Here is a 14315-nt window from a genome sequence, read left to right as displayed (position 1 = left end):
ACAGTAGACAGCCAGGCCGACAGATACCGATCGGCTACCGTACCGCGACCATTCCGTGATCTTTGCGGTCGTCGGGGCCCCCCGCGCGACCTGCCGAGATGGTTATTAAGTTTCCGGGACGTCGCCGCCGCCCGATACGGTGGGTTGGTGACTACGGCGGCGGCACTACCGGGGCGGATCAGCGCATTCGTCCGGTGGGTGGTGCGCACCCCGTGGCCGCTGTTCGCGCTGAGCATGTTGCAGGCCGACATCATCGGCGCGCTGTTCGTGCTCGGCTTCCTGCGCTACGGGTTGCCGCCGCAGGATCGCATCGAATTGCAGGACCTGCCGACGCTCAACCTGGCGATCTTCTCGAGCTCGTTGGTCGTCCTGTTCCTCGTCGGCGTGGTGGTCAACCTCAAGCTGCTGATGCCGGTCTTCCGCTGGCAGCGCCGCGACAACATGCTCGCCGAGACCGATCCGGTCGCCACCGAACTCGCCCGCAGCCGCGCGCTGCGCATGCCGTACTACCGCACCCTGAGCACGGTCGCGTACTGGTGCATCGGCGGCGTGGTGTTCATCGTGGCCAGCTGGTCGGTGGCCAAGTTCGCGGCGCCCGTCGTCTCGGTCGCCACCGCGCTGGGCGCCGCGGCCACCGCGATCATCGGCTACCTGCAATCCGAACGGGTGTTGCGGCCGGTCGCGGTCGCCGCCCTGCGCAGCGGGGTCCCGGAGAACGTCAAGGCGCCCGGCGTCATCCTGCGCCAGATCCTGACCTGGATGCTGTCCACGGCGGTGCCGCTGATGGCGATCGTGCTGGCCGTGGTGGCGGACAAGGCCTCGCTGCTGCACGCCGCACCGGAGAGCCTGTTCAACCCCATCCTGTTGCTGGCGCTGACCGCGCTGGGCGTCGGGCTGATCAGCACCCTGCTGGTGGCCATGTCGATCGCCGACCCGCTGCGCCAGCTGCGCTGGGCCTTGAGCGAGGTGCAGCGCGGAAACTACAACGCGCACATGCAGATCTACGACGCCAGCGAGCTCGGCCTGCTGCAGGCGGGCTTCAACGACATGGTGCGCGACCTGTCCGAGCGGCAGCGGCTGCGCGACCTGTTCGGCCGCTACGTCGGGGAGGACGTCGCCCGCCGGGCGCTGGAGCGTGGCACCGAGCTGGGTGGGCAGGAGCGCGACGTCGCGGTGCTGTTCGTGGACCTGGTCGGCTCCACCCAGCTGGCCTCGACCCGCCCGCCCGCCGAGGTGGTCCACCTGCTCAACGAGTTCTTCCGGGTAGTGGTGGAAACCGTTGGCCGCCACGGCGGTTTCGTCAACAAGTTCCAGGGCGACGCCGCGCTGGCCATCTTCGGCGCGCCGATCGAGCACCCCGACTCACCGGGCGGGGCGCTGGCCGCCGCCCGGGAATTGCACGACGAGCTGCTCCCGGTGATCGGTTCGGCGGAGTTCGGCATCGGGGTGTCGTCCGGGCGGGCCATCGCCGGCCACATCGGCGCGCAGGCCCGCTTCGAGTACACCGTGATCGGCGACCCGGTCAACGAGGCCGCCCGGCTGACCGAGCTGGCCAAGCTCGAGCCCGGCCACGTGCTCGCGTCGGCGATCGCCGTCAGCGGCGCGCTGGATGCCGAGGCCCTGTGCTGGGATGTCGGCGAGGTGGTCGAGCTGCGCGGCCGCAGGGCGCCCACCCAGCTGGCCCGGCCGGTGAAGCTGGCCGCCCCGGAAGAGGTTGCGCCGCAAGAGGTTTCCAGCGACGCGCGCGGCTAGCTGCGCTTGGCGGTCTTCTTGGCAGCCGACTTCTTGGCCGGTGACTTGCGGGCGGCCTTCTTGGCGGGACGCTTCGCCGGGCCGCGGGCCCGGCGGTCGGCCAGCAGGTCGGCGGCCCGCTCGTCGGTGATCGACAGCACGTCGTCGCCCTTGCGCAGGCTCGCGTTGGTCTCGCCGTCGGTGACGTACGGCCCGAACCGGCCGTCCTTGATCACCATCGGCTTGCCGGTCGCGGGGTCGGCGCCCAGCTCACGCAGCGGCGGCGCGGCGGCGCCCTGGCGGCCGCGGCGTTTGGGCTCGGCGTAGATCTTCAACGCTTCCTCGAGGGTGATGTCGAACATCTGCTCCTCGGTGGCCAGCGAGCGAGAATCGGTGCCGCGCTTCAGGTATGGGCCGTAGCGGCCGTTCTGCGCGGTGATCTCCTCGCCGGATTCGGGGTCGACACCGACCACCCGGGGCAGCGACAGCAGCCGCAGCGCGTCCTCGAGCGTGACCGTCTGCAAATCCATGGTGCGCAGCAGCGACCCGGTGCGGGGTTTGGGACCGGTGGGCTTCTTGCCCTTCTTCGCGGGTGCGGCGCCGCCGTCGTCGTCGCCGGGTGGCGGCTCCGGCAGGACCTCGGCCACGTACGGGCCGTATCTGCCGTCCTTGGCGACGATTTCGTGGCCCGTCGCCGGGTCCACGCCCAGCACCCGTCCCTCCTGCGGCGTGGCGAACAGCTGCTCGGCCAGCTCGAGGGTCAATTCGTCGGGGGTCAGCGAGTCGTTGAGGTTGGCCCGCTGCGGCTTCGGCTCGCCGCTGGGATCATCGGGGTCGCCGGTCACCATGCGCTCCAGGTACGGCCCGTTCTTGCCCACCCGGACGTAGACGGGACGGCCCTGCTCGTCGTCAAAGAGCTTGATGGAGTTGACTTCTCGGGCGTCGATGCCTTCCAGGTTAACGCCGACGAGCTTCTTCAGGCCGCCGGACCGGGCCACCGAATCGGCCACCCCGTGCTCGCCGCCGAAGTAGAAGTTGTTGAGCCAGTCGGTGCGCCGCTCCTGGCCCGAGGCGATCGCGTCGAGCTCGTCCTCCATCGCGGCGGTGAAGTCGTAGTCGACCAGCCGGCCGAAATGCTGCTCCAGCAAACCGGTTACGGCGAACGCGACCCAGGAGGGCACCAGGGCGCTGCCCTTCTTGTGCACGTAGCCACGGTCCTGGATGGTCTTGATGATGGACGAATAGGTCGACGGGCGGCCGATGCCCAGTTCCTCGAGCGCCTTGACCAACGACGCCTCGGTGTAGCGGGCCGGCGGGTTGGTGGCGTGGCCGTCGGGCGTGAGTTCGATGGCGTCCAGCCGCTGGCCCTGGGTGAGCTGCGGCAGCCGGCTCTCGGCGTCGTCGGCCTCGCCGCCGGCCAACTCGTCCACCGTCTCCACGTAGGCCTTCAGGAAGCCGGGGAACGTGATGGTGCGACCGCTGGCGGAGAACACCACTTGACGCTCGCCGGAGCGGCCCCCGATCCGCAGGCTCAGCGTGGTGCCGCGCGCGTCGGCCATCTGCGAGGCCACCGTGCGTTGCCAGATCAGCTCGTAGAGCCGGAATTCGTCGCCATCGAGTTCGCGTCGCACTGCGTCCGGGGTGGCGAAGGTCTCGCCGGCGGGCCGGATCGCCTCGTGCGCCTCCTGGGCGTTCTTCACCTTGCGGGTGTACTGCCGCGGGGACGGCGAGACGTACTCCTCGCCGTAGAGCTGACGCGCCTGGTTGCGGGCGGCGTTGATCGCCGACTGCGACAGCGTGGTCGAGTCGGTACGCATATAGGTGATGTAGCCGTTTTCGTAGAGCCGCTGGGCGATGCTCATGGTGCGCTCGGAGGAGAACCGCAGCTTGCGGCCGGCCTCCTGCTGCAGCGTCGACGTCATGAACGGCGCGTACGGCCGGCGCGTGTAGGGCTTCTCCTCGACCGAGGCGACGGACAGCTGGGCGCCGCGCAGCCCGGCGGCCAACTCGGTCGCGCTTGGTTCGTCGAGGATGGTGACCTCGTCGGCCTTGCGCAGCTGTCCCAGCGAGTCGAAGTCGCGTCCGGTGGCGACGCGCAGGCCGTCGACGTTGGTCAGCCGGGCGGAGAAGGTGGGCGGCGACGCCTGCGGGTCGGACACGCTGGCGTCGAGCTGGGCCACGATGTCCCAGTAGGACGCGCTGCGAAACGCCATGCGGTCGCGCTCGCGCTGCACGATGATCCGGGTGGCCACCGACTGGACCCGGCCCGCCGACAGCTTGGGCGCGACCTTCTTCCACAGCACCGGGCTGACCTCGTAGCCGTACAGGCGGTCCAGGATCCGGCGGGTCTCCTGCGCGTCGACGAGATCGATGTCGAGGTCGCGGGGATTTTCGGCGGCCTCCAGGATCGCCGGCTCGGTGATCTCGTGGAACACCATCCGCTTGACCGGGATGTTGGGCTTGAGGGTCTCCAGCAGGTGCCAGGCGATGGCTTCGCCCTCGCGGTCGCCATCCGTGGCGAGATAGAGCTCGTCGACGTCCTTGAGCAGGCCCTTGAGCTCGGTGACGGTGCTCTTCTTCTCCGGGCTGATGATGTAGAGCGGTTCGAAGTCGTGGTCGACGTTCACGCCCAGCCTGGCCCACGGCTCCGACTTGTACTTGGCGGGCACGTCGGCGGCGGCCCGGGGCAGGTCGCGGATGTGGCCGCGCGACGACTCGACGATGTAGCTGGAGCCCAGGTACCCGGCCAGTTTGCGCGCCTTGGTGGGCGACTCGACAATCACGAGTCGCCGTCGGCTTCCGTTGCCGCCGCCGGCGCTGTCCTTCAGTTTCGGGTCAGCCAACTGCCCTTACGCTCCATCCCTGATTGGTCCCCCCTGCGAGACCACCTGCAGGAAGAATGACAGGTCGGCTTCGAAAATTCCGGTGAAATTCAGGTACGCGACCGTTCCTTCGCCCTGCGGCACCTGACAATTTCGCACCCTCGGGCGGGCCTACGCAAACCGACGCTCGAGAACGCGGCGCGAATTCGCGCGTCGTCCGGTGGCTAGACCCGCGGCCACCGGGACAGCGCCTCGGCGCCGTCGGGCGGCTCCCCCACGTTCTCTACCAGGCGCGATAGCCTGCGGCGGCCGCTGATGCGCAGCGCCGGCCGGCCGCCGCGGGTGCCGATCAGCGTGGGCGCGATCCCGACGCGCATCAACGCCGACGCCAGCGGCGAGTGGGTGTCGGGCGCGTGGGGGTCCAGCGCCAGCAGGTAGTGCTCGCCCTCGGGGTTGCCGGCCGCCAGCGTCCACGCCCGCAGCTCGCGCGGTCCGGGCAGCCAGCGCGGCGGCACGGTCTTGACCGCGCCGCGCGTCCATTCGGCTGCCAGCGTGCTCAACGACGGGTCCACCGCCGTCCGCACCAGCGGGGTGTCTTCGTCGGTCCGGCCGATCTCGGCGGCCAGACCGGCCTCGCGGATCATGTCCGCCAGCGCGGCGGCCCGCCAGGGCGCGTCCACGACCACCGAAAGCCGAGCGCCCTGGGCCTCCGCACCGCCGACGGTGACGATCTGCCCGGACGCCGCCAGCACCCCCGAAAGATCGGCGACCGCGGGCGGCACCGACTCCGCGGTAAAGAAGGAAAGCTGGCTCACGCCATCCGACAGTAGGCCCTCTCGCCCATCCGCGTCTTGAGGCAACCGGCGCGGCGGCGCCGTGCCGATAGAAACCGATAGAACCGATAGAACCGATAGAAAAAGGAAACCCCCCGGCTGGGCCCGCTGGGCGGGGCTGCACGGGGGGTGTCCGTTAGGTCTGCTCTTCCCTACAGGGAGCGGACTCCGGTGGCCTGGGGGCCCTTCGGGCTGTGGCCGATTTCGAACTCGACCTTCTGGTTCTCTTCGAGGGTGCGGAAGCCCGAACCCTGGATCTCCGTGTAGTGGACAAACACATCCGCGGAGCCGTCTTCGGGGGCAATGAACCCGAAGCCCTTCTCCGCGTTGAACCACTTCACAGTTCCCTGTGGCATCTCTCGATCTTTCCTTTTCTTCTGGGTGCGGGGCATCGCCTTTCGATGCCCCGGGCCTGGTACGACCGCCATACCTCGCTGAGTCGCCGGAACTTCACCCGACCGATTAACCTCGCAGGAACCGCGGCCGCAACGTCGATCCTGCGAAAGTTTGACACGAACACAGAAGCTGCGACCGCAATTAGTCAACCATGTTCATCGCGTCGGCGACAGACTTGTGTGTTTGCCCGATTCGAACAGCGATTCCGAGCGGGGTGAGATGGCGAGCTTCGGCAGTGAGCTGCTTGCCGCCGCGCTCGCCGGAACCGCGACGGACGAACGGCCGTTGCGCCACGTCGCCGAATTGCCACCGCGCAGTGGCCGGCCGCACGATTGGCCGGCGTGGGCCGAGCCCGACGTGGTCAAGGCGTTCGCCGACCGCGGGATCGCCGCACCCTGGTCGCATCAGTTCGCGGCCGCGGAGTTGGCCTACGCGGGCCGCCACGTGGTGGTGAGCACCGGCACCGCCTCGGGCAAGTCGCTGGCCTATCAGCTTCCCGTCCTCAACGCGCTGGCGACCGATCCGCGGGCCCGGGTGCTCTACCTGTCGCCGACCAAGGCGCTGGGGCATGACCAGCTGCGGGCCGCGCACGCCCTGACCGCGGCGATTCCGCGGCTGCATGAACCCGGTTTTGCGGTGGCTCCCACCGCCTACGACGGCGACAGTCCCGCCGAGGTGCGCCGCTTCGCGCGGGAGCGCTCCCGCTGGTTGTTCTCCAACCCCGACATGATCCACTTGTCGATCCTGCGCAATCACGCCCGCTGGGCGGTGCTGTTGCGGGGTCTTCGCTTCGTGGTTGTCGACGAATGTCATTACTACCGTGGGGTGTTCGGCTCCAATGTGGCGATGGTGCTGCGCCGCTTGTTGCGGTTGTGCGCCCGCTATTCGAGCGCGCCGACGGTGATCTTCGCCAGCGCGACAACGGATTCCCCGGGTGCGACGGCCACCGAGCTCATCGGGCTGCCGGTGCAGGAGGTCACCAAAGACGGTTCACCCCAGGGGGCGCGGACCGTGGCCCTGTGGGAACCCGCGCTGCGGACCGACCTGGTCGGCGAGAACGGTGCACCGGTGCGCCGCTCGGCGGGCGCGGAGGCGGCGCGCGTCATGGCCGACCTGATCGCCGAGGGAGCGCAGACCCTGACCTTCGTGCGGTCGCGCCGCGCCGCGGAATTGACCGCGCTGGGCGCCCAGGCGCGGCTGGACGACATCGCCCCCGAGCTGTCCCGGACGGTGGCGTCGTATCGGGCCGGGTATCTCGCCGAGGACCGCACCGCGCTGGAGCGCGCACTGGCCGAGGGCCGGTTGCGCGGGCTGGCCACCACCAATGCGCTGGAGTTGGGCGTCGACATCGCCGGGCTGGACGCGGTGGTGCTCGCCGGTTTTCCGGGCACCGTCGCCTCGTTCTGGCAGCAGGCCGGCCGCTCCGGGCGGCGCGGCCAGGGCGCGCTGGTGGTGTTGATCGCCCGGGACGATCCGCTGGACACGTATCTGGTGCACAATCCGGCCGCGCTGCTGGACAAGCCGGTCGAGGGGGTCGTCATCGACCCGACGAACCCGTACATCCTGGGGCCGCAACTGCTCTGCGCGGCAACCGAACTGCCGCTGGACGAGCCGGAGGTGCGCGAACTCGGCGCCACCGACGTCGCTGACGGCCTGGTCGATGACGGGCTGCTGCGGCGGCGAAGCGGAAAGTACTTTCCGGCGCCCGGCCTGGAACCGCATGCCGCGGTGGACATCCGGGGCTCAACGGGCGGGCAGATCGTCATCATCGAGGCCGACACCGGGCGGCTGTTGGGCAGCACCGACGTCGGCCGGGCACCGGCTTCGGTGCACCCGGGCGCGGTGTACCTGCATCAGGGCGAGAGCTACGTGGTGGACTCGCTGGACACCGAGGAGGGCATCGCCTTCGTCCACGCCGAGGACCCCGGTTATGCGACGTTCGCGCGGGAGCTCACCGACATCGTCGTCACCGGCACCGGTGAGCGTCTGGCCTTCGGGCCGGTCACGCTCGGGCTGGTCCCGGTCCGGGTCACCCACGGGGTGGTCGGCTACCTGCGCCGCCTGCTCTCCGGGGAGGTGATCGACTTCATCGAGTTGGACATGCCGGAGCACACCTTGGCCACCACCTCCGTGATGTACACCATCACCGAGGATGCGTTGCTGCGCAAGGGTATTGACGGCACGCGGATTCCCGGGTCATTGCATGCGGCCGAGCATGCCGCCATCGGGCTGCTGCCGTTGGTCGCCAGCTGCGACCGCGGCGACATCGGCGGCTTGTCCACCGCGGTGGGACCGGGTCCCGACGGGCTGCCCAGCGTCTTCGTCTACGACGGGTATCCGGGCGGCGCGGGATTCGCCGAACGGGGCTTCCGCCGGGCCCGCACGTGGCTCGCCGCGACGGCCGCCGCCATCGAGGCGTGCGAATGCCCCCGCGGGTGCCCGTCGTGCGTGCAGTCCCCCAAGTGCGGCAACGGCAACGACCCGCTCGACAAGGCCGGCGCGGTGCAGGTGCTGCGGCTGGTACTCGCGGAGCTGCCCCGGGAGTCGCGCTGAGCACAGCGGCGAGGTCGCCCGCCGGTTCACCCGCTCCCACGGATCCGTCCCGTCGCCGTAAACTCAGCCGCATGGCCCACGACTGGTTGCTCGTGGAGACACTCGGGGGTGATCCCACCGTCGTGGCGCAGGGGCGCCAACTGAAGAATCTCGTCCCGATCACCACCTTCCTGCGCCGCAGCCCCTATCTCGCCGCGGTGCGAACGGCGATCGCCGAATCGGTCCAGACCGGACAGGCCCTGACCAGCATCACGCCCAAGCGCGATCGCATCATTCGCACCGAACCCGTGGTGATGTCCGACGGGCTCATCCACGGCGTGCACGTGTGGACCGGGCCGTCGGACATCGACCCACCCGAGCGTCCGATTCCGGGGCCGCTGAAGTGGGACCTGACCATGGGGGTGGCGACCGACACCCGCGAATCGCTGATCAATAGCGGCAAGAATCCCGAAGTCGAAGTCACCTTCGGCAGGGCTTTCGCCGAGGACCTTCCGTCCCGCGAACTCAACCCGAACGAAACCAAGGTGCTCGCCATGGCGGTCAAGGCCAAGCCCGACCAAACGCTATGCAGCACCTGGGATCTCACCGACTGGCGAGGCAAGGCCATCCGGATAGGTTTCGTCGCGCGCACGATCTTGGAGCCGGGGCCCGACGGCCGGGAGCACTTGGTGGCGCGGGCGATCAATTGGCAATCCGAACTCAAGGGCCCGGCGGTGTCGACCGATGATCTGGCCCAACGGATCCTCAGCGGCCTCGCCCAGGCCGGGGTGCACCGCGCGCTGATCGACCTCAACAACTGGACCCTGTTGAAATGGCTCGACGAGCCCTGCACGTTTTATGACTGGCGCAGCAGCGAGACCGGAAAACCGCGGGTCCATCCCGACGATCAGGACGTGATGTCCACCATGACAAGGGAATTCGGCGGGGGCGCCACCAGTCGGGTGTTGCGGTTGCCCGGCCACGACGCGGATTGGGTGCCCGTGCACGTCACCGTCAACCGGGTCGAACTGGAGCCGGACACATACGCGGGGCTGGTCTCCCTGCGATTGCCCACCGACGACGAGCTGGCGGCCGCGGGGCTGCCGCAGACGCCCTAGCCATTTCGCCCGCCGGCGGGCCCCGCCCGCGCGGTGGCACGTGCCGTACCGGCGATGACGACCGGCACCCGCGCCGTGATGACGACATCGAGACCGTCGACCACGCAGCCGATGTCGTCGACCCGCATCGCGCGGGCGACGGCCGCGGCCTGGATGCAGGCCGCGGCGGATCCCGACGTCAGCCGCGCCGCAGCGGCCAGGGCGGCCAGGTCGGCCACCGCCTGTGCGCGGTGACGCGCCACCACCGCCGAGCCCAGGTAGCCGGCGACGCCGGTCGCCCAGAGCAGCACCACGACCATCCAGGCGGCGACCACCGTGGCCGACCCCCGATCGTCATGGCCGCTCGGCCGCGGCGACCGCGTTCGCGCCAATATCCAAGGCGGGCAGGAACTTCGAATGCGCGGCGACGGTGGCGACCAGGAAGTCGCCGTCGCGGTGCAGGTCGACCCGGGCGCCGGCGGGGGCGAGCCGGACCGCGGCGGCCACCGCGGAGCGTTCGTCGCCGCGGGCGGCCAGCCGGGCGGCCTCGCGGGCGGCGTCGATGCAGCGCACCTGCATCGAGACGGCGCTGACACCGGCCAGGCACAGCACCAGCACGACGACGAGCGAGGCGATGCCCAGCGCCGCCTCAACGGTGCTCGCGCCGGCACTGCCGGCTACACCTTGGTGTTGAGCGCACGGCCGATGATGTTGGTCAGCGCCGACACGATGGAATCGCCGGTGACCACCGCGTACAGCACCGCGCCGAACGCCGCCGCCGCGATGGTGCCGATGGCGTACTCGACCGTCGACATGCCCGACTCGTCGGCCGCCAGCACGGCCACGCGCGCGGCGAATTCGCGAAACTTGTTGATCATCAAGGACTTCCTTTCGTTTCACAGTAGACCCGACTGCAGCACGTCACCGGCCAAGCCGGCCACCACCGGGACGATGCCCAGGCAGACGAATGCCGGCAAGAAACATAGGCCCAGCGGCCCGGCGATGAGCACCCCCGCCCGCTCGGCGGCGGCCGTGGCCGCGTGTGCGGCGTCGTGACGGGACTGGTCGGCCAACTCGGCGACGCCATCGGCCAGCGCCGCGCCCGAGGACGCCGAACGCCGGGCCAACCGCAGCAGCGCTTCGATGTGCGTGTCGTCCGGCCGCGCGGAGTGGTCCGACGGAATCGCCCATGCCACAGCGGGATCGGCGCCCAGCGCCAGCAGGTCGGCGGCGCGGCGCAGGACGCGGGCCAGGTGCGGCGGGGCGGATGGCGCAGCGGCGGCCGCGGCGGCCGACACCGCCATCCCGGCCCGCAGGCACACGGCCAGCACGTCGAGACAGGACGCGACCGCCAACGGATCCGGGCCATCCGTTCGCCGGGCCGTCGCGAGCGCCCGGCCGCCACGCGACGGCATGCCGGCACGCAGTCGCGTCAGCGACGGACCGGGAGCCATCCACAGCGCCGTGGCCAGCAACATTGCCGCTACACCCACTCGCGCGTCTCCACCTCACGCCACCCGATCGGCGATGCGGTCCGACCACAGCAGCCCGCCGCAGGCCAGCGTTGACCCGATCAGCAAGAGCCACCCGCCCACCTGCCCGCCCAGCAGGAAGGTCAGCGGGCGGGCCCCGACCAGTTGGCCGAGTAGCACGCCCAGCACCGGCAGGGCGGCCAGTATCGTCGCGGTCGCGCGCGCACCCGCCAGGCTCGACGCGACACGCGCCGAGAACCGTTGCCGCTCAGCGATATCGCACTGGGCCGCCCGCATCAGGGTCGCAACCCCCAACCCGTTGTCACTGGCCAGCCGCCAGCACAGCGCGAGCCGCTCCCACTGCGCGGGCAGTGCCGAGGAGCGCGACGCGGCGGCCAGCCCGGCGGCGACATCGGCTCCCAGCCGGGCCCGCGCCGCCACCGATCGCAGTGACGCCGCGACCGCGCCGGCGGTCTCGTCGGCGGCCACGCCGAACGCGCGCACCGGGTGGGAGCCGGCCCGCAGTTCACCGACGAGCACGTCGAGCGCGGTTTCCAGCGCGTGGCCCTCGCGGGTCGCGCGCCGAATGCGGCGCCGACGGAGGTAACGCACGCTCACGGTCGCGCCCACGACCGCGCCGCACAGAACGGTCGTCGGCGGCAGCAGGGCCACGCCCGCGCAGCCGAGGCCCACGGCCAGCCACGCCACCCCGCGGAGCCCGCGCGAGGGGAGCCGCCACCTCGGTTGCGCCGTCGCGCGCAGCCGTCGCCGCGGCGAGGGCCGGCCGATGACCAGCGCGAGCGCCAAGAGCAGCGCGCCGGCCTGCGGGCCGTTCACGCCGGCATCCGGCTTTGCAGGACGCGCCGCAGCCGGGGCGCGTCGTCCGTCATCCCCCGATCCGCGTGCCACACCGTGACCGCCCGGACCTGCCCCTGAACCGGTTGCAGCACGGCGATCTCGCCGAGTCGCCGCCGGCCGGTGCGATCGCGTTCGACATGCAGCAGCACCTGCACGGCCGCGGCGAGTTGGCTGTGCAGCGCCGCACGATCGAGGCCGCCGAGCGCGCCCAGCGCCTCCAGGCGGGCGGGAACCTCGCCGGGGCTGTTGGCGTGCACGGTGCCCGCGCCGCCGTCGTGCCCGGTGTTCAGCGCGGCCAGCAGGTCCACCACTTCGGCGCCCCTGACCTCGCCGACCACGATGCGGTCGGGCCGCATCCGGAGCGCTTGCCGGACCAGTTGGCGCACCGGGACTTCGCCGACGCCCTCGACGTTGGCGCACCGCGCGACGAGCTTCACCAGATGCGGGTGCCGCGGCGCCAATTCGGCGGCGTCCTCGACGCAGACGATCCGTTCGGCCGGCGGTACGGCGCCCAACATCGCGGCCAGCAATGTCGTCTTGCCCGCGCCGGTTCCGCCGCTCACCAGAAACGCCAGGCGGGCGGCGATGATGTCGGCGACCAGCGCGGCGGCCACGGGGTCGATCGCGCCCGCGGCGGTCAGGGCCGCCAAGTCCTGGCTGGCCGGCCGCAGCACCCGCAGCGACAAACAGGTGCCCGCGGCGGCCACGGGCGGCAGCACCGCGTGTAGCCGCACCGCGAATCCCCCGGCTCCGATGCCGGACAGCTCGCCGTCGACCCAGGGCTGCGCGTCGTCCAGCCGCCGGCCGGCGGCCAGCGCCAGCCGCTGCGCCAAGCGCCGCACCGCGGGCTCGTCGGGGAAGCGAATCCCGGTGCGCCGCAAACCGTTGCCGTCGTCGACCCATACCGCGTCCGGTGCCGTCACCAAGACGTCGGTCGTACCGTCCGCGCAGAGCAGCGGTTCGAGAATGCCCGCGCCGGTGAGTTCGGTCTGCAGCACGCGGAGATTGGCCAGCACCTCGGTGTCGCCGAGCATCCCGCCGGACTCGGCCCGGATCGCGGCGGCCACCACCGACGGACCCAGCGGGCCGGCTTCGCCGGCCAGCCGCTCGCGGACGCGTTCGATCAGTGAACCGCTCACGCCGCCCGCCCGTTCCGCGCCGCCCGCGCGGGCGGCAGCACCCCGAGCACCTCGCGGGCCGCCACCGCCAGCGCGGACCGACGCCGATACCGCAGGCCGCCGCGTTCGACCTGCTCGCCGAGTTGCGGCTGCGCCTTGATCGCCGCCAGCAGCGGCATTCCCGCGATCTCGGCGATCTCGACCGCGCGCAGTCCGCCCGGCGACGGGCCCCGCACCACCAGGCCGACGTTGGGATTGGTGGCGGCCAGGACCGGCGCCATCGCGGTGGTCGCCGCGCACGCACGCACGTCACAGCGGCTGACGACCACGACCAGATCGGCGGCGCTCAGGGCGGCCTGGGTCGCGTCGGTGAAGCGGCGGGGCAGGTCGCAGATCACGGTGACCGCCCCGCGACGCCCGGCCTCGACGATGGCGTGCACCGGCCCGGCGTCCACCTCGTACCCGCGCCGCGTTCCGGACAGCACGCTGATGCCGCGGTGTCGCGGCAACGCATCGCGCACCGCCGACCAGGTGAGCCGCCCAGCCTGCAGGGCCAGGTCCGGCCAGCGCAAGCCCGGCGCGTTTTCGCCGCCGAGCAACAATTCGATGCCGCCACCCCACGGGTCGAGGTCCACCAGCAGCGCGTCGGCGGCGGCCTGAGCAAGGGCGACCGCGAGCGACGAGGCGCCGGCCCCGCCGCAGCCTCCGATGACGGCCACGGCGTGGCCGCGCGACCCGTCGTCGCGCGACGACTCGGCGGCTTCGGCGAACGCGCCAACCAGGTCGGCCGCTTGCCCGGGCAGTCGCAGCACGTGCTCGGCGCCGACGCCCACGGCGGCCGCCCACGTCGTCGACTCGGGCTCGCCCACCGTCAGCACGGTCACGTGATCGCGGCGTGGCAGCGCCCAGCGCTCACACCGCGCGGCCGCCCGCGCGTCCAGCACGACGGCCGCCGCCGCCGTCCAGGTCTTGCGACTCACCGGCGCCGCGCCGCCGGCATGCACCAACCGCACCCCGGCCGCGGCCGCCACCCGCTCCACCTCGGCGCGCAGTTCGGGCTCCGCCAGCATCGCCAACACACCCGCGTGATGGGCGCCTTGTGCTCCGGAAGTGCCAGTCATCCGCCCACTGTGCAGCGCCCCAACCTGGCACACCAGTCCCAAACGCGGATTTGGGGATAGAGACGCGAGTGTGCACAAACCACGTGCGGCGGCGGTGCGCCAGCGACGACGGACGGATTCCCCGCAACGCGTCGAGGGCCGGCCCACGCGCCCGAAATCGGGGGGAAACCGCCCAAAAAGACCCGAGAAAAGGGACGACCCCCGCCAGGGGGGGAGGAGGCGAGGGTCGTCGTGCATCAGCCCCGGGGGGTCGGGCTGATACACCCTCGGCTCAGGCCGAGTAATGCTTACTATACACATGACAGTCCGCAATAACGCAATAGATCATTTACTGA

13 protein-coding genes are annotated in these 14315 nt (G+C 71.2%); 3 read left to right on the top strand and 10 right to left on the bottom strand.

The genetic code is table 11. The annotated features are described in order from the left end of the window. The first annotated feature begins 90 nt into the window (after nucleotides 1–90). Nucleotides 91–1752: an adenylate/guanylate cyclase domain-containing protein gene (locus P6281_RS02160; RefSeq protein WP_029385090.1), complete on the top strand. Its 1662-nt coding sequence runs from the start codon at nucleotides 91–93 to the stop codon at nucleotides 1750–1752. Here the strand turns inward: P6281_RS02160 and topA are convergent. From topA to cspA, 3 genes are all read right to left on the bottom strand, one after another. Then, entirely contained in the window at nucleotides 1749–4574 is a 2826-nt protein-coding gene (gene topA / locus P6281_RS02155; RefSeq protein WP_324738599.1) for a type I DNA topoisomerase, read from the bottom strand. The genes P6281_RS02160 and topA overlap by 4 nt on opposite strands. Nucleotides 4575–4777: 203 nt before the next feature. After that, nucleotides 4778–5368 carry a hypothetical protein gene (locus P6281_RS02150; RefSeq protein WP_008263431.1) on the bottom strand — a complete coding sequence of 197 codons (591 nt, stop codon included), beginning with the start codon at nucleotides 5366–5368 and terminating at the stop codon, nucleotides 4778–4780. A 170-nt stretch (nucleotides 5369–5538) separates the two neighbouring features. Then, entirely contained in the window at nucleotides 5539–5742 is a 204-nt protein-coding gene (cspA, locus tag P6281_RS02145) for a cold shock protein CspA (RefSeq protein ID WP_007772268.1), read from the bottom strand. A 259-nt stretch (nucleotides 5743–6001) separates the two neighbouring features. On the opposite strand from cspA, the gene P6281_RS02140 reads away from it, so the two are divergent. Together P6281_RS02140 and P6281_RS02135 are read left to right on the top strand one after the other, a co-directional pair. Then, entirely contained in the window at nucleotides 6002–8335 is a 2334-nt protein-coding gene (locus P6281_RS02140) for a DEAD/DEAH box helicase (RefSeq protein ID WP_201409033.1), read from the top strand. 71 nt (nucleotides 8336–8406) lie between these two features. Continuing rightward, complete coding sequence (locus P6281_RS02135; protein WP_014941195.1) at nucleotides 8407–9432, top strand: PAS domain-containing protein; 1026 nt, start codon at nucleotides 8407–8409, stop codon at nucleotides 9430–9432. Here the strand turns inward: P6281_RS02135 and P6281_RS02130 are convergent. Genes P6281_RS02130 through ssd form a run of 7 tightly spaced genes read right to left on the bottom strand, consistent with a single transcriptional unit; the run spans nucleotide 9429 to nucleotide 13929 of the window. Continuing rightward, on the bottom strand, nucleotides 9429–9746 hold the full coding sequence (locus P6281_RS02130; RefSeq protein WP_324738598.1) for an Rv3654c family TadE-like protein: 318 nt from the start codon (nucleotides 9744–9746) through the stop codon (nucleotides 9429–9431). The two genes, P6281_RS02135 and P6281_RS02130, sit on opposite strands and share 4 nt — an antisense overlap. A gap of 19 nt (nucleotides 9747–9765) precedes the next feature. After that, nucleotides 9766–10053: a TadE family type IV pilus minor pilin gene (locus P6281_RS02125; RefSeq protein WP_026071053.1), complete on the bottom strand. Its 288-nt coding sequence runs from the start codon at nucleotides 10051–10053 to the stop codon at nucleotides 9766–9768. Nucleotides 10054–10088: 35 nt separating this feature from the next. After that, on the bottom strand, nucleotides 10089–10289 hold the full coding sequence (locus P6281_RS02120; protein ID WP_008263417.1) for a DUF4244 domain-containing protein: 201 nt from the start codon (nucleotides 10287–10289) through the stop codon (nucleotides 10089–10091). Between the two features lie 18 nt (nucleotides 10290–10307). Then, nucleotides 10308–10904: a type II secretion system F family protein gene (locus P6281_RS02115; RefSeq protein WP_179300125.1), complete on the bottom strand. Its 597-nt coding sequence runs from the start codon at nucleotides 10902–10904 to the stop codon at nucleotides 10308–10310. 15 nt (nucleotides 10905–10919) lie between these two features. Beyond that, entirely contained in the window at nucleotides 10920–11720 is an 801-nt protein-coding gene (locus P6281_RS02110; protein ID WP_008263413.1) for a type II secretion system F family protein, read from the bottom strand. Beyond that, complete coding sequence (locus tag P6281_RS02105) at nucleotides 11717–12880, bottom strand: TadA family conjugal transfer-associated ATPase (RefSeq protein ID WP_014381704.1); 1164 nt, start codon at nucleotides 12878–12880, stop codon at nucleotides 11717–11719. Before P6281_RS02105 ends, P6281_RS02110 begins: the two co-directional genes overlap by 4 nt. Beyond that, nucleotides 12877–13929: a septum site-determining protein Ssd gene (ssd, locus tag P6281_RS02100; RefSeq protein ID WP_008263398.1), complete on the bottom strand. Its 1053-nt coding sequence runs from the start codon at nucleotides 13927–13929 to the stop codon at nucleotides 12877–12879. Before ssd ends, P6281_RS02105 begins: the two co-directional genes overlap by 4 nt. Nucleotides 13930–14315: the final 386 nt, after the last annotated feature.

Source organism: Mycobacterium sp. 5-140-3-2, from assembly GCF_035666375.1.
GTDB lineage: Bacteria > Actinomycetota > Actinomycetes > Mycobacteriales > Mycobacteriaceae > Mycobacterium > Mycobacterium intracellulare.
This window is presented reverse-complemented; position numbering and strand designations above follow the sequence as displayed.